Genomic DNA, 21481 nt, shown 5'->3' on the forward strand with positions numbered 1-21481 from the left:
CCTGAGGCGAAGTTTCCGTTGTAGAGCTCGCACAACGACCAAGCTTATGACTGAGATGGGGTCGCTTGCTGAAGGACAGGAATTTTTCGCGAGCGTGGCAAAGCCGCCACGCCGCTTTTGGGATCGCGCCTCAGCCCGGCTCATGGCGGCTCGTGGGTGGAGAGGCGAAAGGCGGAAGATTGCCTATCACCAGTCGATATCTGACATCATATTCGTGCTGATCGCGAAGATGTCCGTGCTTGGTGTCCCACTGTCCGGTTTCCAGATCATCCGACAATCGCGCAAGGCCCTGCTCCAGCCCCTGAAGCGATCAGATCGAAGAGCTCCCCGACCTGATCCGCTGGTCCAGATATGCCTCCATCCGGCACCAACAAGCGGACAGGAAACCGTCCGTGCAATCATGCGGAACCAAGACTGGCTCCATCGTCACCGAGGTGAGCCATTCGGCATAAAGGGGCATCTTGGCCATTTGACGTGCGTCGAGCGTCATCAGTTCGGGCAGGTAGTCTTCCAACCACGGCCGGTGCGAAGGATCAAAGGTAAGCCGCATAATTGGCTCATGCGTCACTCTCCTCATTTGGCGCAAGCCCGCAGCCTCGTCGGGCCAATGGTTGATAGTCAAAATTGCCATCGGCATCGAACGACTGATTTTCGAAGGGCAAGTGCTCAGCGCGTCCCTGAATTACAATTGTCATCTGTCAGAAGAAGCGTTTGTCTGCGCAGATTCGATCTCAGTCGGCTAGTGCCTGCCCGACGTTGAACCAGTATTGCGACCATTGCTCAGGCGTAACAAAGCGACTGTGTCCAAGACCGGGCTGTACAATCAATCTCACTTTTGCGCCTTTTTCGCGCATTGCCTGAATGCTTGATTCGTCCTTCCCGGTCGATATCTGATCGTCGAATTCTCCCTGTATCAAAGTGATCGACAAGCTCGACAGATCCGTCGCCTGCAGAGCTAGAGCACGGGGGGAAACTGCTGCGATTTCAGCAGCACCGACATTTGACCAGTCGCGAGGCAAAAGCGCGCTGATCGCCCGATTGCCAACTGCAAACTCCTTTGAAATATCAAGAGGAGTAATTGCGGCAATGATCCGATCGACCTTTCCGGGATGCAATAGCCCGGCTCTCAGCGCCACGTTTCCGCCAAAGCTCTGGCCGGTCACAATGATCTCATTGCATCCCTTCCTACGGAGCTCGTCAATAAGATTGACCATCTCCTCGATTTGACGGGGCGCCTCAGCGTAGTTGCCCCTTTGCCCCCACGGTTGGCCAAATCCTCCACTCCCGCCAATGTGAGCAGCGACATATACCCCTTCGTGGTCGAACAGGCTGGGGACCAGTCCGAGCACATTGAACGGGTCCAACGGCACGCGTGAGGCACCATAAGCCTCGATCAAAGCCGGGCCACCGGCACAAACCCCGTTCTCCACGGAACTGCGTTTACCAACAAGCGTGAATGGCGGTAATCCTTCAGTCACCCTCGTGCTGACGGTTTTTACTGCGAGATCAAGCGCTTCTATTCGCTGAAACGGTTTCCCCTCGGAAGCCAACTTGACATCACCGGAACCCATCTGGATGCCCATGGTCTTCAAGGGTCTCAGATACGACCTTGAAGTGACAGTCACGGTTTCCTTGCCAATCGGGCCGCTTGCGACACCAAACTGCAATTCGATCCCGTCTTCCATCGGCATCCTGACCACAGGGTCAATCCGTTGCAACAGGCTGAATTCCAGCACTTCCTGTTGCGGTCCCCTCCTTGCGATAACCAGAAGGCGGTCACCAACCATTTTGAAGTCGGTGTCTGTCTTAAGCGGATTGTCGAAACCAAAAGTTACGTTTGGGACCTGGATCGCAACGTGCCTGAAAGTTGCAATATCCTCGCGCTGATATTGGGCGTCTTGTTTCGGGGGCGTGACAATAAACAGATCTGGACTGCACAAACCCTCCGGTGATCCAGGGTCATTCTCACATATTCGTCGTCTAACGCCAACAAGTATACCTCGATCAGAAGCATCGAAAACACTGACAACAGGTGGAAACTGGATTTTTATCTCTTTCGAAGACGCAAAGTAAAGATCGACATGATTGGAGTTGCTCCACGGCGATATTGCTATTCCGACTTCGCCGCTCACAGGGTGAATAACCGCACCAATCGCTCTTGCGTTGTAGCCGATTGCCAGCTTCACAGGTTCGGCATTTCTATCGACGTCGTAAAAGTAGATATACCCATCAGTGTTGCGGTCAAGGCGATGAGCCGCAAATATCCCATGGCCGAGCGCAATTACTGCACTTTCATTGGGCACCGATGTCACAGACTGTCCGAGCCTAAGTTCGCCGTCGGTCAATACGGCATTCCAGACTGTTGTCTGTCCCGCAACCCTGCCCCTGACGAGGTATCCTCCAGGCTGCTCGGGAACGGCATAGAGTGTCGCGGCTTCAGGTAGCCCGATCAGCTTGTTTGCCTGATCACGAACAATAAATTGCCGCGCCTCACCCCGCATTCCTTCGCTGGAAGAGCTGTACATTTCTCCTTCAGCGGAAATCAGGGTTAGAGGGAACGTGCGGAGCTCCAGCGCGAGCTTCGAGTATTCTTCAAGATTTTCCGCACGCGCAACGGATGCAAACAAGCCGAGGCAAGCCCCAACAATGAAAAAGATATCGCGAATTTTCATTACACGTTCCCTCAGGGGTTTCATCAATACGGATAAATTACCCTAACTCCGCCATCGGAATTGAAGCCTACGCGAGACCCGTCTCTGAATTCGACCAAGAAATAGCCATCTTCAATAGCCACGATATCGGCCACATTGTCGATGAGCTCCTCAATCTCCGAAGGAGGTACGGTTGGTTGCTCGGCTTCGGGCAAGCTATAGTCTTCATCCGGATCGGGCGCGGACGTCGTGCCCTCCGCGGGCGGGCCATAAACTCCGATCGTGTCACCGAGGTCAAAATTGATCCCGCTGAGGAAATTACCGAAAAGCGCAAGATCGTCAGGACTGACACTGGTTACCCACGGATCATCAGGTCTGTCGGCTGTCACAGTGATCGTAGTGGTCTCATCTTGACCGCCGGACACAGAATCCAGCTCAGTAGCGTCGAGAAGCCTGAAGCCTCTTGCGTCAATGACTTTTTTTCAAGCATATGACATTTCCTTTCGATGGTGACCACGCCTTGCGACAGGAAGCCAAGGTGGCGCGGAAGGACCCTGGCTATTCTGTTGACACTACATCTGTTCCATCAGTGGGAAGGTGCGCTGCAAAGATGGGACCGACCGCACGAAGTTTGGCGAGCAGGGTTGCATTGTTCGCACTCAGCAGATCGCTGAGGGTTCCCGATTTGACACTATAGACCTGCCCTGCCGCTTCGAGCGTCGCCGGCCTATGAGCGACCGCAATTCGGGTGATCCTGAGCGACCGGAGCACATCAAGGATCTTGCGCTCGTTCTCGGCATCAAGGTTGGCAGTACCCTCATCGAGGATGAGCACCTTAGGCTCGGGATAAAGCGCCCGGGCGAGCAGCACGCGCTGCAACTGCCCACCGGACAGCACCGAGCCCATATCGCCGACCAGGGTCTCGTAGCCCATCGGCATCTTCTCGATCTCGCCATCGATCTGCGCCATGCGGGCAACCTCGCGCACGCGCTCCATATCGATCTCGGGGTCAAAGAGGGCGATGTTCTCGGCCAGCGAGCCTGCATAGAGCATGTCGCCTTGTGCAACCGAGCCGATCGAGCGGCGATACTTCCCCTTGCGCTAGGAGGAGATCGGCCGGTCGCCGAGCCGGATCGAACCGCTGGTCGGCTCGAACAGACCCATGAGAATTTTCATGAGCGTGGTCTTGCCACCACCCGAGGGGCCGGTAATGGCAATGAACTCACCGAGCTGAATGTTCAGGCTCACGCCGTTCAGCACCATCGGTTCGTTGGTGCCATAACGATAGAATACGCGGTCGAGGATCAGCGGCTTGATGAAGTCCGGCTCCTCATTGCTCTTCTCGGCATCGCCTTCCTCGATGGGCGATAGCGCGATGTCCGCAATGCGGCTGAGGTGGACCTTGACGACCTGGTAGTTGATCGCCTGCTCCGTGAGCCGCATGCCAGCATCGAGGAACTGCTGCTTGTAGGCCTGGAAGGCGAAGATCATGCCGACGGTGAGCACGCTTTCAAAGGCAAGCCCGATGGCGAGATAGACGAACAGCACACGCTCGGCACCGATCACGAACTGACACAGCGCGTCGAACGCTGCAGTCAGCCGCCCGAGCTTGACCTGCGCGTTGACCGCATCGGCCTTGCTCTTCTGCCACAGGCGCTGGCGGTTGCCTTCCTGCCCGAAGGCCTTGATCGCGGCGATCCCGCGCACGCTCTCGATGAAGTGGGAGTTTTCTTTTGCAGTGGCGGTGATGACATCAAGATTGCGAAGCTTGATCGCCTGGAGGAATGCGAACCGCAAGGCCATGTAAAATCCAAGGGCGGTGCAGGCCACTGCGCCCAGCACCGGCGAGTAGACGAACATAAGCGCCAGCGTCAGCACTGCCATCAACCCGTCGATGAAGGCGGCAATCATCCCCTGGCTGATCAGCTGGCTGATAGGCTGGGTCGAACCGAACCGCGATATGATGTCCCCCACATGCCGCTTCTCGAAGTAGTCGAGTGGAAGCCGCATCAGGTGCCTGAACAGGTTGACGATCACCTGGTAGGCGAGGGAGTTCGACAGGGTCACCAGGATGAGCGAGCGCAGCCAGTTCGCCATCAGGTTGATAACCGTCAGCCCACCAAACCCGAGCGCCAACATAAGCAGCAGGTCGCTGTCGAAAGCCGGAAACACGGTATCGATCGATATCTGCAGAAAGAACGGCGTTGCCAGCACCACCAGCTGCATCACCAGTGACAGCAGCACGACCTGGCGGATTGTGCTCCAGAAGCCGGTCACCTTCGACCAGAGCTGGGTGATGTTGAGCTGGCGTTGCTCGATCTTTGGCTTGAAGCTCTCCGAGCGCAGCAGATCGAGCGCAACACCAGTCCATGAGCGCGAGACATCGGCCTCGCCGAGCACGACGGCCCCCCGTGCCGGATCATGGATGTGGTACCGCCTGCCGCGAATGCCGCCCGTGATTGCGGTCAGCACCACGAAGTGATTGAGGTTCCAGTGCAGGATTGCCGGCATGGTCAGATGCGGCAGGTCCTCGATCTCGCCCCGCAGCGGCCGAGCATTGAACCCGATGTCCTCGGCGACATGCATCACCTGCTTGAGGTTTGCGCCCTTGAGGCTCATCCCGTAGCGCTGGCGCAGGGTGATGAGGTCGGTCTTGTAGCCGTGGAAACCGGCCACCATGGCAAGACAGGCGAGGGCACATTCGCTTGCTTCGCCTTGGGGGATGTAGGGGGTCCGTTGTCGCCCGGAAAATTCCACAAGGTCGAGCGGGCTGTTCATGACGTACGGTTCAGCACGGCATGGAGAGGCTGGAGCAGCCATGCGAGGAAAGTCTGGCGTTCAAGCACGATATTGGCCTGAAGTGTCATGCCTGGTTGGAGCGGATTCGATTCGCCGAAGGCATCAATCGCTTGACGGTCGAGACTGACCTTGATTCGGTAAACCGGCTCCTAGAACGGGAAGGGGATATCTGTCTCACGCGGATCGACCGCGATGCGCGAAATGTTGGCGACTGTGCCGCCGAAGCTCCCAAAGCGCTGATAGGGGAAGGCGTCATACAGGAGCCGGGTCTCCTTGCCGGGCTCGACGAACCCAACCGCGCGGGTCGGAGCATAGAGCTCGGCCATCAGCTCCGCCCCCTCTGGTACAATCACCATGACAGGACGGGCTGGATTGACGGATCGGCCGATCCCTGCCGCCAATGCGGTAACCCGTCCGTCAATGGGCGCAGTAATGACGTAGCTCTGTTCGCCTTCGAGCCGGGCTTGCTCGGCGTTCAGCGCCTGCAAGCTTTCGCGGATCTGCGCGATACCCTGCTCGGCATTGATCGAGACTGACGCAAGCTCATCGCGCGCCTGCTGCGCCTCTCCCAACGTGGCGGTCAGCCGCTGCTTAAGGCTTGCGAGGGATTGCTGCGAAGACAGGAGCGTCTGGCGTCGGCGCTCGTGTTCGACCTTGCTCACGAAGCCACGCTCGACAACAGCGGTGACCTGCTCGAACATCTTTGCGTTCGAAGCCACCAACTGCTCCTGCAGTGCGATCTGGTCCCGAAGGTCGCGGGCCTGCTGCTCCGCCGATGAAATGAGATTTGCAAGGCGGGATCGTTCGGCCGCAGCAATCCCGCTGGCCATGCCGACCTGCGCCTGCGCGAGTTGCTGCCGCGCTACCACAGCGCCGAGCCCACGACCTGCGACATCGCCCCCGCCCGCCGCTTCGCGGTCTGAGTTGACGACCAGCAGACGGTCACCTTTCCGGACCAGCTGGCCCTCCCGGACGGGAAGCTCGCTCACCACGCCGGGCTGCAGCGCTACCACCTTCGCGCTTGGCACATTGGTGACGAGCATGCCCGGCACGGTTTCAATCCGGGCGTAAGTGCCAATGCTCACCCAAACGGCGGCGATCCCAACGATGGCGAACAGCGCGCCGACGAATAACTTGGTGGAGAGCGGCTGCGAGAGCGCCACGTCGCCGTGCAGGCGATTACCATGATGTGCGAGTGCTTCTGCCCTAAATAGCGACGACATGAGGTGCGACCCTCTTGAGCAACAGTTTTCTCCGCGTCCGCGGCTGATAAGGCCTGCCCAAGCCTCTGAAGTCAAGGAAGAAAATTGCGAAACGGGCTGCCCTTAAGAAAAACTGTAGGGCAGTGGACGGCATGATTTCGAAGTCCGGACTCACTTACTGTTTGCCGAACAGTTAACCTCGTTGTCGGCAATTGCCTCGGGAGTCGTCTCACAAGTGCATTGGACTTTTTGCTAACGCGCGATGCTGAGCCTAACAGAATGGTGGCATGCATCCGGACGACGCAATGCTTCGGTTCCACCAGTCACAAATTGCACGATCTTGGACCGGCAGCATTTCTGAAGTCCACTCATGCCGCAAGCAGCTTCGCCATTCGACCGATTCGGGATCGTTTCCAGAATGTCCGGTTTTGGCCGAAACGAGGCCAAAGCCGCCATTACCTCAACCGTCGCCCTGGACTTGATCCGGGGACAAGCTTTTCCTCTTGTGCCACAGAAGAGAAGCGAGCCAAGCCCCGCCTCAGGCACGGGGCGACGATGGGTTGGGGTTGTTTCCTACACGCCTGCCAGCGGTTAAAGCCGGGACCGGCTCATTCACATCGCTGGCGGGGTGGTCGCAGGACCGCTGCGGGGCAAACACGGCCCCCTTCTCCTGTCCGTCCGCAGCGTGGATGGCAGAGCATATTTATGAAAAACATAGGGATTGTTCAAGCCTCAAAAGGTGACAGGGTGTCACCTTTGTCACCTGCAGCGCGAGGCCTATTCGGCCTGCTGCCACACGCCCGCGCAGGGGCGCTGGTTGTGGGTATCGACAAAGCGGGCGAGGTTGTCTGTCCCGTCCGGCAGTTTCCAGCCCACGGTGAAGCCGAAATTGGCGAAGGCGAAGATGATCAGATCGGCAAAGGTGAAGCGGCCCAGCGCGATGTGGTTGCTGTCTCCCAGAATCCGGTCGAACATCCGCCACTTTGCGTCCGCCATGGCCGAAAGTTCGGCGCCCGCCTCTGTCGAGACGACGCTCATGCGCGGTTCGAACATCGGGCGGCCGGCACCGGCGCGGAAGCCCATCGTCATCGGCACGACCACTTCCTGATCGAACAGCCGCACCCATTTGCGCACCGTGGCGCGCTCCACCGGGGTTTCGCCGAACAGGTTGGGTTCGGGGTGCAGTTCCTCGATGAATTCGCAGATCGGCCAGCTTTCGGTGAGACAGGTGCCGTCATCGAGTTCGAGCGTCGGGGTGGTGCCTTGCGGGTTCTTGGCCATGTAGCCGGCATCCTGCCGGTTCTGGCCGGTGATGATGTCATAATGCACTCGGGTGAAATCGCGCCCTTCCTCCAGTCCCTTTTCGATCATGAACATCCGCACAAGGCGGGGGTTGGGGCCGAGGCTGGAATGGAGGATGGTCATGGCGCAGGTCTCCCGATGGATTTTGCGGGCGGTTGTAGAAGGGCTTGGGCCGTCCGTCGCCCTCATAAATGCGTTAGGCGGCAGCGGAAAAGCGCTTGCGCGGGCGCACTGTGTTGCGCCACTAAGGCACCATGGATCAGAGCACGCCGCTTACGCCCGCCAGCCCGCCGCTTGATGACGAGGGGGAGCTGACGAAACTGCACCCCGGCTATGCCCGCGCGCTGCGGGTGCAGACAGGGCTGGTCTCGGTGCCCTTTCTGGTCGGGGCCATGGTGCTGGAAGGGGCCTTTGCCGGGCAGCCGGGCTTTCCTACCGGGGCGATCGCAGGCACGGTGATGCTGATTGCGCTGGGACTAATCATCCGCGTGCCTTCGCGCCGTTACAACGCCCGCGGCTACCAGATCAGCGCGGACCGGCTGCGGGTGGTGCGCGGGCTCTTGTTCCGGTCGGATACGGTGGTGCCGTTCGGCCGGGTGCAGCACATCGATGTGCAGCAGGGCCCGCTCGAACGGTTTTTCGGGATTGCCACGCTGACGCTGCACACCGCGGGCAACCACAACGCTTCTGTGGCGCTGCCCGGCCTTGGCGAGGAACTGGCACGCGACATGCGCGAGACGATCCGCGCCCATATCCGGCGGGAGAGCCTGTGAACGGGCCGCGGCGCACGGCGCCGGTCAGCGTGGCACTCGGTGCGCTGGCGAGCATCCGCAGCGCGATCATCCCCGCCATCGCCATCGCCTTTTCGGGCATCGGCGGCGACGGGCGGTTCCTGATCGCGACCGGCGTCGGGCTGGCGGCGGCGGCGATCGGCATCGGTGCAAGCTGGCTCGGCTGGCGGCGGCTGACATATACCATCGGCGAGGCCGATATCCGTGTCGAAAGCGGCATCCTCAGCCGCTCGGCCCGCTCGGTGCCTTACGAACGGATCCAGGATGTGAGCCTTGAGGCCAAGCCGCTCCCGCGCCTGTTCGGGCTGGTATCGGTGAAGTTCGAAACCGGAGCGGGCGGGGGCGAGGATCTCAGCCTCGAATACCTCACCACTGCCGAGGGCGAGCGTCTGCGGCAACTGGTGCGCGAGCGGCGGGACGAGGAACAGGGGGCAGCCGCGAGCGCCGCCGAGGCTGCGCCTGCCGCTGCGGATGAGGGCGAGGTGCTCTACGCCCTCACCCCGCGGCGGCTGGTAACGTTCGGCCTGTTCGAATTTTCGCTGGCGGTGTTCGCGGTGCTCGGCGGTCTGCTGCAATATGTCGACAATGCGATCGATCTCGATGTCTGGAACGTCGATCGCTGGCGCGGCTGGCTGGAGGAGCAGGGGAGCGTCATCGCCACGCTCGGCCCCTATGCGCAGGCGGCAGGCGCGCTGGCAGGGCTTATCGGGCTGGTGTTCGTCGGGTTTGCCACCGGCGTGGTGCGCACGGTGCTGCGGGACTGGGGCTTCACCCTGACCCGCTCGGCGCGCGGGTTCCGGCGGCAGCGCGGGCTGCTGACCCGCACCGATGTGGTGATGCCCGCGCACCGCGTGCAGGGGATCGTGATCGGCACCGGCCTCGTGCGCTACCGCTTCGGCTGGCATTCGCTCAGCTTCGTCAGTCTGGCGCAGGATGCGGGGAAGGAAAGTCACCAGGTCGCGCCCTTCGCGCAGATGGAGGAGATCGCCCCGATTGTCGGCGCGGCGGGCTTCCGTCTGCCCGACGAGCAGACCCGCTGGCAGCGCGCCAGCAAGCGCCAGCGCACTGACCGGATGGTGGCGGGCGCCCTGCCCTTTGCTCTGGCTGCGGTCCCGACCGCGATCTTCGCGCCCACAGGGCTGTTCCTGCTGCCGCTGGGTGCCGCCGTGGTGGCCGTGGCGGCGAACCTTTACGCATGGGAGTTCCGCCGCTTTGCACTCGACGACGCGCAGATTGTCTCGACCACCGGGCTGATGTCCCCCACCAGCCGGATCGCGACGCGGCTGAAGCTCCACTCGGTCGAGATCGCTCAGGGGCCGGTCGCACGGCTGCGCGGCTATGCGACAGTGCATCTGGGGCTGGCAGGCGGCAGTTTCGCGATCCCCGGCGTGCCGCTCGACGATGCGCGGCGGCTGCGGGCGAGCGTGCTCGAAACCATTACCGGCACCGATTATTCGCGGCTCGATGCCCCGCTGGAGGATGCGCCGGATCAGGCCCTGAGGGGCGACCAGTCGGGGTTGTCCGCGAATTTTCTGGCGACGTAAGAGCAATCGGGACGGATCACGAAGTCTTGCCGGCGGGCATCATCGACCATCCGTTCAACCAGCGCCGCCGCCACGCCGCGCCCGCCGATGGCGCGGGGCACGATGGTGTGCGCCGCCACGCGCACCTCGCGCCCTTCGATCATGCCGCCCGGTTCCCATTCGAGATAGCCTTCCTCCGCAGCGCCTTCGACCACCACGACATAACGCCCGCCCTGCCCGGCGACATGGTGGGTGATCGTGAGTTTTGCGCGTCCTTCGCCCATCTGCGTTCACTCCCTGCTTGTGCCTGCTTGTAATGGCGGCGCTGCCAGCTAGAGGCGATGTCCCATGACCCTCGCCAAGCCCTTCCTGTCCGACAACGCCGCCGCCGTCCACCCCAGGCTGTGGGAGGCGATGCGCGCCGCCGATACGCCCGACAATCCTTATGACGGCGATGCGCTGTCGCAGGCGCTCGATGCGCGCTTTTCCGCACTGTTCGGGCGCGAATGCGCCGCGCTGTGGGTGGCGACCGGCACGGCGGCCAACTGCTTTGCGCTCGCCACGATGTGCGCGCCACACGGCGGGGTGGTGTGCCACCGCGAGGCGCATATCGAGGTGGACGAGGGCGGCGCACCGGGCTTCTTCCTGCACGGCGCCAAGCTGATGCTGGCAGAAGGCGAAGGCGCCAAGCTGACACCTGCCGGTATCGCCGCGCTGATCGATCCGGTCCGCAACGATGTGCATCAGGTGCAGCCCCATGCCATCGCGATCACGCAGGCCTCGGAATATGGCCGCACCTATTCCCCCGCCGAACTCGCCGCGCTGGGTGCTTTTGCGAGCGAGCGTCATCTGGGCCTCCACATGGACGGGGCGCGGTTTGCCAATGCCGCAGCGTTTCTGGGCGGATCGCCGGAAGAGGCTGCACGGGCAGCGAGCGGCCCGGTCGACAGCCTTGCCTTCGGCTTCATCAAGAACGGCGGGCTGGGGGCGGAAGCGGTGATCCTGTTCGATCCCGAAGCCGCCATGCAGGTGCGTTACCGCCGCAAGCGCGCCGGGCACCTGCAATGCAAGGGCCGCTATCTGGCGGCGCAGATCCTCGCGATGCTGGATGACGGATTGTGGCTCGCCAATGCCGCGCACGCCAATGCGGCGGCGCAAGAGGTGGCGGCAGGGTGCGCGGATCGCCTGCTTCACCCGGTCGAGGCGAACGAGCTGTTCGTGCGGCTTACCACTGCCGAGCGGGAGACGCTGCGGGCGCAGGATTTCGCCTTCTATGATTGGGGTGCTGACTCGGCCCGCTTTGTCACCGCGTGGAACACCCGCGACGAAGATGCACAGGCACTCAGCAAGGCCATCGCCGCGCTATGACCCCCGCACCCGCGCCGTCGATGCTCAGCCCAAAGGTGCTGATCCCCTTCATGCTGACCGGCACGATCTGGGGATCGACCTGGTTCGTGATCACCGGCCAGATTGCCGATGTGCCCGCCGCATGGAGCGTGTTCTTCCGCTTCATGCTGGCAACGCCCGCGCTGTTCGCGCTGGCGTTGGTGATGGGCAACCGGCTGAAGCTGAACCGGCCCGAACACCTGTTGGCGCTGGGCGTCGGCATCGCGCAGTTCAGCGGCAATTTCCTGTTCGTCTATCATTCCGAACAGCACATCACCTCAGGCATCGTCGCGGTGATGTTCGCGCTGCTGATGGTGCCCAATGCGGTGTTCGCGAAGGTGTTCATCGGCGAAAAGGTGCAAGGCGGCTTCATCGGCGGCAGCCTTGTGGCGATTACAGGCGTAGCGATGCTGCTGGTGCACGAATGGAATGCCGCACCGCTCGGTGGCAACGTCGGCCTCGGCATCGTGCTGGCGATCGGCGGGATGCTGGCAGCCTCGATTGCCAATGTGGTGCAGGCCAATCCCACCGGGCGCGGGGTGCCGATGGTCAGCCTGCTGGCATGGGCGATGCTGTACGGGACGATCTTTGATCTGGGCTATGCGTTCCTCACCGCAGGCCCGCCGGTGGTGCCGACCAACGGAGCGTTCTGGGCGGGCACGGCCTATCTCGCGATCATCGGTTCGGTGGTGACCTTCCCGCTGCACTACAATCTGGTGCGCCAGATTGGCGCGGGCAAGACCGCCTATAACGGCATCGTGACGGTGTGCGTCGCGATGCTGCTTTCGACCCTGTTCGAAGGGTTCAAGTGGGACGCGCTCTCGGCGGGCGGCATGGCGCTGGCGCTGCTGGGGATGGGGCTGGCGCTCCGGTCAAAGCAGAAGAAGTAGCTTCGTCATTGCGAGCCGCAGGCGACGCAATCCATGGCCAGCGGTTGCAACCGGCTTCTACGTCAACCCATGGATTGCCGCGTCGCCTTCGGCTCCTCGCAATGACGAGCTACAATAGCGCCGCCAGCCCTTCCACATAGGTCGGATATTTCGGCGACCACCCCAGCACCCGCTTGGCCTTGCCGTTGGCGACGCGGCGGTTCTCCATGTAGAACCCGCGCGCCATGGCGGAGAGGTTGGCTTCCTCCAGCGACTCCAGCGGCGGTAGCGGCAGGCCGAGCAGGTGGCAGGCGTGTTCGGTGACCGCATTGCCGCTGCATGGCCAATCATCGCCAAGATTGTAGGCGCCCGGCGGCGCATCCTGAATGGTTGCGGCCACCACGCCGCTAACGATGTCGTCGACATGGACCCGGCTGAAGACCTGTCCGGGAAGGTCGATCCGCCGCGCCTGCCCTGCTTGCACGCGGTCGAGCGCCGAGCGGCCCGGCCCGTAGATGCCCGGCAGGCGGAACACCCGTGCGCCCATCTCCATCCATGCAAGGTCAGCCTCGGCGCGGGGCTGGCGGCGGCCTTCACCGCTTTGCGCGATGGTCGGCGTCGCTTCGTCCACCCATGCCCCCGCGCGATCACCATAGACGCCGGTGGAGGAGAGGTAGCCGATCCGCTTGCCGGCAATCTCCGCGCCATAGCGTGCGAGCACCGGGTCATCCCCCGTCTCCCTCGCCGGAGGTACGGATGACAGGACGTGGATGCAGCCTGCCAGCGCCGCCCTGACCGCGTCCGGATCGTCGAAATCGACATTGCCCGCCCGGCCTGTGGCATCGACCTGCCAGCCGCGCTCGCGCAGCGCATGGGCAATGCGGCTTGCGGTGTATCCGAGGCCAAAGATGAACATTCGCGCCATGACCTCCCCTTGCCGTTCGCCTCGAGCGAAGTCGAGAGGCCTTCGCTCGCTATGTGTCTCGACTTCGCTCGACACGAACGGGTATGGGGTGACCCATGGATATTGCCAGCACCCCGATCAGCCCCGAAGCCAACCCCGAACTCGCCGATGCCGCGCCCACCCCGCACGAACCGCCGGTGATCCTGCGCGAGGATTATCGTCCCTTCGGCTGGTTGGTGCCCGAAGTGCGGCTGGACTTCGACCTCGGCGTTTCGCGCACCCGCGTCCGGGCCGAACTGACTGTGCAGCGCAACGCCCGCGCCGATCATGCCGACACCATCCGCCTCAATGGCGACAGCCTGACAGCGCTGGCGGTAAGCGTCGATGGCGAGCCTGCCGACTGGCGCATGGACGGGGCCGATCTGATCGTGCCGCTGCGGGGCGACAGCCACCTGATCGCGATCGAAACCGAAATCGATCCCGGCGCCAACACCCAATTGATGGGGCTCTATGCCTCGAACGGAATGCTCTGCACCCAATGCGAGGCCGAGGGTTTTCGCCGCATCACCTTCTTCCCCGACCGGCCCGATGTGCTGTCGGTCTACACCGTGCGGATGAGCGGCGAAAAGGCCGCCTTCCCGATCCTGCTGTGCAACGGCAACAAGGTGGCCGAAGGCGAGGCTGGCGACGGCACCCACTGGGCCGAATGGCACGATCCCTGGCCCAAGCCATCCTACCTCTTCGCGCTGGTGGCGGGCGATCTGGTGGCGAACAGCAAGCCCTTCACCACCTGCTCGGGCCGCGAGGTTGAATGCAATATCTGGGTGAGGGCCGAGGATATCGACCGCACCGGCCACGCCCTCGAATCGCTGCACCGCTCGATGCAGTGGGACGAGGTGGTGTTCGGCCGCGAATATGACCTTGATCTCTATAACATCGTCGCGGTCAGCGATTTCAACATGGGGGCGATGGAGAACAAGGGGCTGAACGTCTTCAACACGAAGTATGTTCTGGCCGACCCCGACACCGCGACCGATGCCGATTTCGACGCGGTCGAGGGCGTGATCGCGCATGAATACTTCCACAACTGGTCGGGCAACCGCATCACCTGCCGCGACTGGTTCCAGCTGAGCCTGAAGGAAGGCTTCACCGTGCTGCGCGACCAGTTGTTCTCGCAGGACATGCGGGGCGAGGCGGTCAAGCGGATCGAGGATGTGCGGATCCTGCGCGCCGCGCAGTTCCCCGAGGATGGCGGGCCGCTCGCACACCCGATCCGTCCCGATTCCTATCGCGAGATCAGCAACTTCTACACGGCAACAATCTACAACAAGGGCGCCGAGGTGATCCGCATGATGCGTTCGATGGTGGGCGTCGAACGGTTCCGTGCCGGCACCGACCTTTATTTCGAGCGCCACGATGGCGAGGCCGCGACCTGCGAGGATTTCGTCAAGGCGATCGAGGACGGGGCGGGGATCGACCTCGCCCAGTTCCGGCGCTGGTATTCGCAGGCAGGCACGCCGCGGGTGAGCGTCTCGCAGTCGGTCGAAGGCGGCACCCTGCAACTGTCGCTGCAGCAGACCGTCCCCGCCACCCCCGGCCAGCCCGAGAAGCTGCCGATGCCGATCCCGCTGCGGGTTGCCGTGCATTCGCGGACCGGCGCGCTCGGCACTGAGCAGCTGGTGGTGCTGACCGAAGCGGAGCAGAGCTTCACCCTCCCGCTCGCCGGACCCGATCCGGTGGTCTCGATCAACCGCGGCTTTACCGCCCCGGTGGTGATCGAACGGGCCTTGCAACGCGATGATCTGGTGTTCCTCGCCGCGCATGACGATGATCCCTTTGCCCGTTCGGAGGCCTTGCAGGAGCTTGCGGTCAGCCACCTCGTCGGCACCGCCAGCGGGACATTGTCGGCTGACGAACAGGCCGCGGGCGAGGCGGCGATCATCGGTGCGTTCCGTTCCAGCCTGGCCGACAGCGCGCTTGACGATGCGATGCGCGGCGAATTGATGGTGCTTCCGTCCGAGACCTACCTGTTCGAAGTGATGGCAAGCGGGGACCGCAAGGCCGATCCCGGCGCGATCCACACCGCGCGCGAAGGGTTGAAGGCTGCCATCGGCACCGCGCTGGGGGACGAACTCGGCGCACTTCACGCCCGCGCCTCGGCTGTCGCGCTCGACGATCCGGCAGGCCGCGGAGCGCGCAAGGTCAAGACCATCGCGCTCGGGCTGATCGCCGCTGCCGATCCTGCCCGCGCTGCCCCGATGGCGGCGGAACAGTATGACACGGCGGACAACATGACCGACCGGCAGGGCGCGCTGATGGTGCTGTGCGGGCTCGATTGCCCGCAACGGGCAGAGCGGCTCGCGTCGTTCTACCAGCGTTACAAGGGCAATGATCTGGTGATCGACAAGTGGTTCACCTTGCAGGCGCTCTCGCTCCACCCCGACGTGATCGGTCATGTGCGCCAACTGGCGCAGCATCCCGATTTCACCATGAAGAACCCCAACCGGGTGCGCTCGCTGCACATGGCCTTTGCGGGCAACCCCAAGGGCTTTCATGCAGCAAGTGGCGAAGGCTATCGCATGGTCGCCGACGTGATCCTTGCGCTCGATCCGATCAACCCGCAGACCGCCGCCCGGTTCGTGCCCGCGCTTGGGCGCTGGCGGCGGATCGAGCCGGTGCGCGCCGCGCTGATGAAGGGTGAACTTGAGAGGATCATGGCGGCGGGCAACCTCTCGCGCGATACCTTCGAGCAGGTCAGCCGGTCTCTGGAAGGCTGAGGTGGCTGCGTTCCAGATCGAGCGTCATCCACTGCTCGAAGGCGTGTCTCACGGCTTCTTCGGCAGTGCGGGCGGTGTGCACCAGTTCGGCTTTGGCGGGCCGGGCGATGGCGCGGAGGTGCGGATGCTACGGGCCGCCGCAGCGCAGGCGATTCTTGCCGGCGGAACCCTCGCCGCGCCGCATCAGGTGCACTCCCCCGATGTCGTGACGGTCGCCGAGGCTTGGGATGATGCCGCCGAGGGCCGCCCGGTCGCCGATGCTGTCGTCACCGCAACCCCCGGCATTGTGCTCGGCATCGTCACGGCAGATTGCGGCCCCATCCTGTTCGCCGATGCGGCGGCGGGGGTGATCGGCGCGGCCCATGCCGGATGGCGCGGAGCGGTTGACGGCGTGCTCGAAAACACCATCGCCGCAATGGAGGCACTGGGAGCCCGGCGCGAGAACACCGCCGCTGTGCTCGGGCCGACAATCGCGCAAGCCAGCTACGAGGTCGATGCACCGTTCCGCGACCGGTTCGACGCTGCCGCAGACCCGTTTTTCGCTTCCGCGCCGGCCCGGGAAGGGACCCCGCGCTGGCACTTCGATCTGCCCGGCTACATCATGGCGCGGCTCGCCGGGGCGGGGCTCGGCAAAATTGCGGATACGGCGCGGGATACTTTCTCACATGTCGAGCGTTACCACTCCCACAGGCGCTCCACGCAAGCGGACGAGGCCAATTATGGCAGACAGATCAGCATGATCGCCCTGCCCTGACCGGCTCTTGCACGCGGGTGAACGGGCCTTGTTCAAAACACGGTTGGATTCTGGATTGTTTGCCGTTAATTGCCCCGCCAAGTTCCGGGCAGCCTGCGCCAGAAAAGCGCATTCTGGGCGGAACAGGGATAATCTGACGGATCAGGCCGGAGGCGCAGATCGCCGCCGGAATTGGAACAGCACGCCGCGCCGGGTCAATCTCCTGCGCGGCAATACGAGCAGGGTAAGACGAAATGGCTACTGACACGGCCGCTAGCAGCGAACTCAGCACCCAGGATGGCGTTCGTCGCCGCGACTGGATCCACATTGCCGCGCTGAGCACCGCAGGCGTTGGCGGCGCTTCGCTGCTGTTCCCGCTGGTGAGCCAGATGGCCCCGTCAAAGGACGTTCTCGCCGCGAGCAGCACCGATGTCGATGTCGGCGCGATCCAGCCCGGCCAGAGCATCAAGACCACGTTCCGCAAGCAGCCGCTGTTCGTGAAGCGCCTCACCGCCGAAGAAATCGCCAAGGCCAAGGCCGATGACGCCGCCGACATGCGCGATCCGGCCACCCTGGCCGAACGCACCAAGGAAGGCCACGAGGATATCCTCATCACCATGGGCGTCTGCACCCACCTCGGCTGTGTGCCGCTGGGCGCGGCCGAAGGCGAGAACAAGGGCGAATTCGGCGGTTATTTCTGCCCCTGCCACGGCTCGCACTACGATGTCGCGGGCCGCATCCGCAAAGGCCCCGCGCCGCTTAACCTGATGGTGCCGGAATACACTTTCACCTCCGACACCGTCGTCCGCGTCGGCTGAGCCTGCGTATCTGGACGATAATCACAATCGACCCGACCCTTTAACACCGATCAAGCCGAGAGAACGCCATGAGTTTCGCCTGGGCCAAGCAGTACGAGCCGCAAACCGCACTTACCAAGTGGCTGGACGAGAAGCTTCCGCTTCCCCGTCTGGTCTATAATGCGGTGGGGGCCGGTTATCCGGTGCCGCGCAACCTCAACTACATGTGGAACTTCGGCGTGCTGGCCGGTTTCTGCCTGATGATCCAGATCGTCACCGGCGTCATCCTCGCGATGCACTACGCCGCGAACGCGCAGGTCGCGTTCGGCACGGTCGAGCACATCATGCGCAACGTCAACTACGGCTGGATGCTGCGCTACGCCCACGCCAACGGCGCGAGCTTCTTCTTCATCGTGATCTACCTGCACATTTTCCGCGGGTTCTTCTATTCGTCGTACAAGGCCCCGCGCGAGATGATCTGGCTGCTGGGCGTGGTGATCTTCCTCCTCATGATGGCGACCGCCTTCATGGGCTACGTGCTGCCGTGGGGCCAGATGAGCTTCTGGGGCGCGCAGGTGATCACCGGTCTGTTCAGCGCGATCCCGCTGGTGGGCGAGCCGCTGCAGGTGTGGCTGCTGGGCGGCTTCGCGCCTGACAACGCCGCACTCAACCGCTTCTTCTCGCTGCACTTCCTGATGCCCTTCGTGATCGCGGGCGTCGTGATCCTGCACATCTGGGCGCTGCACATCCCCGGCTCGTCGAACCCGACCGGCGTGGAAGTGAAGCAGGAATCGGACACCGTGCCGTTCCACCCCTACTACACCTCGAAGGATGGCTTCGGTCTGGGCGTGTTCCTGATCCTGTTCACCCTGATGGTGTTCTTCCTGCCCAACGCGCTGGGCCACCCGGATAACTACATCGAAGCGAACCCGCTCTCGACCCCGGCCCACATCGTTCCGGAATGGTATTTCTGGCCATTCTACGCGATCCTGCGCGCCTTCACCGGCGATCTCACCATCCCCTTCACCGGCATCACCCTGATCCCGGCGAAGCTGCTGGGCGTGATCGCGATGTTCGGTTCGATCCTGCTGTGGTTCGTCCTGCCCTGGCTGGACAAGAGCCCGGTGCGTTCGGGCCACTACCGTCCGCTGTTCCGCAAGTTCTTCTGGTTCGGCCTGATCCCCTGCATGATCGCCCTGTTCATCTGCGGCGGCGCGCCGGCGGAAGAGCCCTATGTGATCATCAGCCAGATCGCGACGGCCTATTACTTCCTGCACTTCCTGGTGATCCTGCCGATCGTCAGCCAGATCGAAGTGCCCAAGCCGCTGCCCTTCTCGATCACCGAAGGCGTGCTTGGCACGGATGTCGGCAATCCGCCGCGCACCGGCTCGGTTGACGGCGGCGACGCCGGCACCCTGCCCGAAGGTTCGCTGCAACCGGCCGAGTGATCGGCCGGCGGCAGTCCCAGGAAATCTGACCCGATAACGAGAAAGAGTTCGGTCATGTCTATTCGTCTCGGAGGCATTCTTGCAGGCCTCGCCATCACAGCGGTGCTGGTGCTCTGGTCACTGGTGCCCGGTGCCTACAACCTCGCGTTCGGCCCTGCGCCCGAACAGCAGCCGTCCTATGCCTTCTACGAGCATGGCGAAGGCCCGGCTGGCGGCTTCTCGTTCGACGGTGCCTTCGGCAAGTGGGACTATGCCCAGCTGCAGCGTGGCTATCAGGTCTACAAGGAAGTCTGCAAAGCCTGCCACGGCCTGAAGTTCGTTGCCTTCCGCAACCTCCAGGAACTTGGCTACACCGAGGCTGAGGTCGACGCTGAAGCCGCGACCTGGACCGTTCCGGGCATCGATCCGGCCACCGGTGAAGCGACCACCCGTCCTGGCGAACCGACCGACTACTTCCCTTCGCCGTTCCCCAACGCGATCGCCGCTGCGGCTGCCAACAACAACGCGATCCCGCCTGATCTCTCGCTGATGACCAAGGCGCGCCATGATGGTTCGAACTACGTCTATTCGCTGCTGACCGGCTATGGCGAAGCCGATCCGGAAAAGGCGGCGAAGGTCGGGTTCGAAACGCCGGCAGGTCTCTACTTCAACAAGCACTTCCCCAACGTGAACATCGCAATGGCTCCGCCGCTCGCGATCGACGGGCAGGTGACCTATGCCGACGGCACCGAAGCGACCATCCCGCAGATGGCCGAAGACGTCGCCGCCTTCTTGACCTGGACCGCCGAACCTTCGCTGATCGAGCGCAAGCAGACCGGCTGGTTCGTGGTGATCTTCCTGATGTTCGCAACCGCGCTCGCGTTCCTCAGCTACAAGCAGATCTGGGCCGGCATGAAGCCGAAGAAGAAGTAAGCCGCTTCTTCACCCAGCCAAGACACAACGCGCCCCGTCATCCCCTTGCGGATGGCGGGGCGCTCTGCTTTTAGGGATGCGAAGGGGCCTCGCATGACCGCACCGCATCTCTCTCCGGAAGAACTCAAGGCGCTCGTGCGCACCGTGCCCGATTTCCCGCATCCCGGGATCCAGTTCCGCGATATCACCACCCTGATCGGCCATCGCCAAGGCATGGCAGCCAGTGTCCACCATCTGGCCCGATGGGCCGATAGCGCGGGCGCGCACAAGATCGCCGGGATGGAAGCCCGCGGTTTCATCTTCGGTGCCGCGGTGGCGGTGCAGCTCGGAGTAGGCTTCGTGCCCGTCCGCAAGCCCGGCAAACTGCCGATCGCCACGATCGGGATCGACTATGCGCTCGAATACGGCACCGACCGGCTGGAGATGGACCCTGATGCGATCGAGCCCGGCCAGAAGGTGGTGATCGTCGATGACCTGATCGCCACCGGCGGCACGGCCCTCGCCTCGGCCGAATTGCTCCGCAAGGCCGGCGCGGTGGTCGAACAGGCGCTATTCGTGATCGATCTGCCCGATCTCGGCGGAGCCAACCGCCTGCGCGCCGCAGGAATCACGGTCAGCGCCCTGATGGAATTCGAAGGCGACTAACCGAGCGCCGCCACTTCGGCCAGCACCCGCTCCGCCCATTCGGTCCGGCAAATCAGCAAATCGGGCATATAGGTATCGGCGCGGTTATATATCAGCGGCGACCCGTCGATTCGCGAGCAATGCAGGCCGTGCGCCTGCGCCACCGCTACCGGGGCGCAGCTGTCCCATTCATACTGGCCGCCCGAATGCAGATAGACCTCCGCCTCGCCGCGTACTACCGCCATCGCCTTGGCCCCGGCGCTGCCCATCGGCACCAGTTCCCCGCCCAGCCTCGCGGCCACGGCCTCAGCCTCGCGTGCGGGGCGTGACCGGCTGACGAGAAAGCGCGGACGCTCCGCCATCGTCGCGAGGGTCAATGGCTGGTCAGACCGAAGCACCACCCCGCCGTCCAGGCCCGGCAAGGCCACCGCACCAACGCTTGCCACACCATCGATAGCCAGCGCCACGTGCACCGCCCAGTCGCTGCGTTCCTCGCCGTATTCGCGGGTGCCGTCGACCGGATCGACGATCCACACGCGACCTTTCCCAAGCCGGGCGGGATTGTCCTTTTCCTCCTCGGACAGCAGGCCATCATCCGGACGGGCGGCGCGGATCGCATCGCACAGCAGGTGATTGGCCGCCGCATCGCCGGCTTCACCCAGCGCCTTGCCGGATAGCCCGCTTTCAGCCCGCACCTTGAGCAGCAGCTGGCCCGCCTCGAACGCAAGCCTTGCGGCGAGTTCGGCGTCGGTAAGCATTGGTG

At 63.1% G+C, this 21481-nt stretch carries 18 protein-coding genes and 1 pseudogene; 10 read left to right on the top strand and 9 right to left on the bottom strand.

Annotated features, from left to right (window positions below; translation table 11 throughout):
• Positions 1 to 310 precede the first annotated feature (310 nt).
• From ACU0AG_RS14960 to ACU0AG_RS14985, 6 genes and pseudogenes are all read right to left on the bottom strand, one after another.
• Complete coding sequence (locus tag ACU0AG_RS14960) at positions 311 to 631, bottom strand: hypothetical protein (protein WP_482783082.1); 321 nt, start codon at positions 629 to 631, stop codon at positions 311 to 313.
• Between the two features lie 100 nt (positions 632 to 731).
• On the bottom strand, positions 732 to 2672 hold the full coding sequence (locus ACU0AG_RS14965; RefSeq protein WP_482783083.1) for an alpha/beta hydrolase: 1941 nt from the start codon (positions 2670 to 2672) through the stop codon (positions 732 to 734).
• 23 nt (positions 2673 to 2695) lie between these two features.
• Positions 2696 to 3040 (bottom strand): hypothetical protein, encoded by a 345-nt coding sequence (locus ACU0AG_RS14970; RefSeq protein WP_482783084.1) that lies wholly within the window; start codon positions 3038 to 3040, stop codon positions 2696 to 2698.
• Between the two features lie 169 nt (positions 3041 to 3209).
• Positions 3210 to 5429 (bottom strand): annotated as a pseudogene (locus tag ACU0AG_RS14975) (peptidase domain-containing ABC transporter).
• Between the two features lie 170 nt (positions 5430 to 5599).
• Entirely contained in the window at positions 5600 to 6673 is a 1074-nt protein-coding gene (locus ACU0AG_RS14980) for an HlyD family secretion protein (protein WP_482783085.1), read from the bottom strand.
• Between the two features lie 756 nt (positions 6674 to 7429).
• Entirely contained in the window at positions 7430 to 8077 is a 648-nt protein-coding gene (locus ACU0AG_RS14985; RefSeq protein ID WP_482783086.1) for a glutathione S-transferase family protein, read from the bottom strand.
• Positions 8078 to 8208: 131 nt separating this feature from the next.
• Between ACU0AG_RS14985 and ACU0AG_RS14990 the strand changes: the two genes are divergently transcribed.
• Together ACU0AG_RS14990 and ACU0AG_RS14995 are read left to right on the top strand one after the other, a co-directional pair.
• Positions 8209 to 8727 (top strand): PH domain-containing protein, encoded by a 519-nt coding sequence (locus ACU0AG_RS14990; protein ID WP_482783087.1) that lies wholly within the window; start codon positions 8209 to 8211, stop codon positions 8725 to 8727.
• The gene (locus ACU0AG_RS14995; RefSeq protein WP_482783088.1) at positions 8724 to 10289 is read left to right on the top strand and encodes a PH domain-containing protein; all 1566 of its coding nucleotides are present in this window, start codon (positions 8724 to 8726) and stop codon (positions 10287 to 10289) included. Before ACU0AG_RS14990 ends, ACU0AG_RS14995 begins: the two co-directional genes overlap by 4 nt.
• On the opposite strand, the gene ACU0AG_RS15000 is transcribed toward ACU0AG_RS14995, so the two are convergent.
• Complete coding sequence (locus ACU0AG_RS15000) at positions 10235 to 10552, bottom strand: GNAT family N-acetyltransferase (protein ID WP_482783089.1); 318 nt, start codon at positions 10550 to 10552, stop codon at positions 10235 to 10237. The genes ACU0AG_RS14995 and ACU0AG_RS15000 overlap by 55 nt on opposite strands.
• Before the next feature lie 64 nt (positions 10553 to 10616).
• Between ACU0AG_RS15000 and ACU0AG_RS15005 the strand changes: the two genes are divergently transcribed.
• A complete protein-coding gene (locus tag ACU0AG_RS15005; RefSeq protein WP_482783090.1) occupies positions 10617 to 11636 on the top strand; it encodes a threonine aldolase family protein in 1020 nt (339 codons plus the stop codon).
• Entirely contained in the window at positions 11633 to 12544 is a 912-nt protein-coding gene (locus ACU0AG_RS15010) for a DMT family transporter (RefSeq protein WP_482783091.1), read from the top strand. The genes ACU0AG_RS15005 and ACU0AG_RS15010 overlap by 4 nt, the downstream gene beginning before the upstream one ends.
• Positions 12545 to 12653: 109 nt before the next feature.
• Here the strand turns inward: ACU0AG_RS15010 and ACU0AG_RS15015 are convergent, their stop codons facing one another.
• On the bottom strand, positions 12654 to 13448 hold the full coding sequence (locus ACU0AG_RS15015; protein ID WP_482783092.1) for a Rossmann-fold NAD(P)-binding domain-containing protein: 795 nt from the start codon (positions 13446 to 13448) through the stop codon (positions 12654 to 12656).
• A gap of 95 nt (positions 13449 to 13543) precedes the next feature.
• Here ACU0AG_RS15015 and pepN point away from each other — a divergent pair, with 95 nt between their 5' ends.
• From pepN to ACU0AG_RS15045, 6 genes are all read left to right on the top strand, one after another.
• Positions 13544 to 16204 (top strand): aminopeptidase N, encoded by a 2661-nt coding sequence (gene pepN / locus ACU0AG_RS15020; protein ID WP_482783093.1) that lies wholly within the window; start codon positions 13544 to 13546, stop codon positions 16202 to 16204.
• Position 16205: 1 nt separating this feature from the next.
• Positions 16206 to 16958 carry a peptidoglycan editing factor PgeF gene (pgeF, locus tag ACU0AG_RS15025; RefSeq protein WP_482783094.1) on the top strand — a complete coding sequence of 251 codons (753 nt, stop codon included), beginning with the start codon at positions 16206 to 16208 and terminating at the stop codon, positions 16956 to 16958.
• A 233-nt stretch (positions 16959 to 17191) separates the two neighbouring features.
• Positions 17192 to 17755 carry a ubiquinol-cytochrome c reductase iron-sulfur subunit gene (gene petA / locus ACU0AG_RS15030; RefSeq protein WP_482783095.1) on the top strand — a complete coding sequence of 188 codons (564 nt, stop codon included), beginning with the start codon at positions 17192 to 17194 and terminating at the stop codon, positions 17753 to 17755.
• Between the two features lie 68 nt (positions 17756 to 17823).
• Complete coding sequence (locus ACU0AG_RS15035) at positions 17824 to 19182, top strand: cytochrome b (RefSeq protein ID WP_482783096.1); 1359 nt, start codon at positions 17824 to 17826, stop codon at positions 19180 to 19182.
• 54 nt (positions 19183 to 19236) lie between these two features.
• Positions 19237 to 20094, top strand: coding sequence for a cytochrome c1 (locus ACU0AG_RS15040; protein WP_482783097.1), 858 nt, complete (start codon positions 19237 to 19239; stop codon positions 20092 to 20094).
• 93 nt (positions 20095 to 20187) lie between these two features.
• Positions 20188 to 20739 (top strand): adenine phosphoribosyltransferase, encoded by a 552-nt coding sequence (locus ACU0AG_RS15045; protein WP_482783098.1) that lies wholly within the window; start codon positions 20188 to 20190, stop codon positions 20737 to 20739.
• Here ACU0AG_RS15045 and ACU0AG_RS15050 read toward each other — a convergent pair.
• Positions 20736 to 21476: a 3'(2'),5'-bisphosphate nucleotidase CysQ gene (locus ACU0AG_RS15050; protein ID WP_482783099.1), complete on the bottom strand. Its 741-nt coding sequence runs from the start codon at positions 21474 to 21476 to the stop codon at positions 20736 to 20738. The genes ACU0AG_RS15045 and ACU0AG_RS15050 overlap by 4 nt on opposite strands.
• Positions 21477 to 21481: the final 5 nt, after the last annotated feature.

The organism is Erythrobacter sp. RANMB8 (assembly GCF_056848235.1).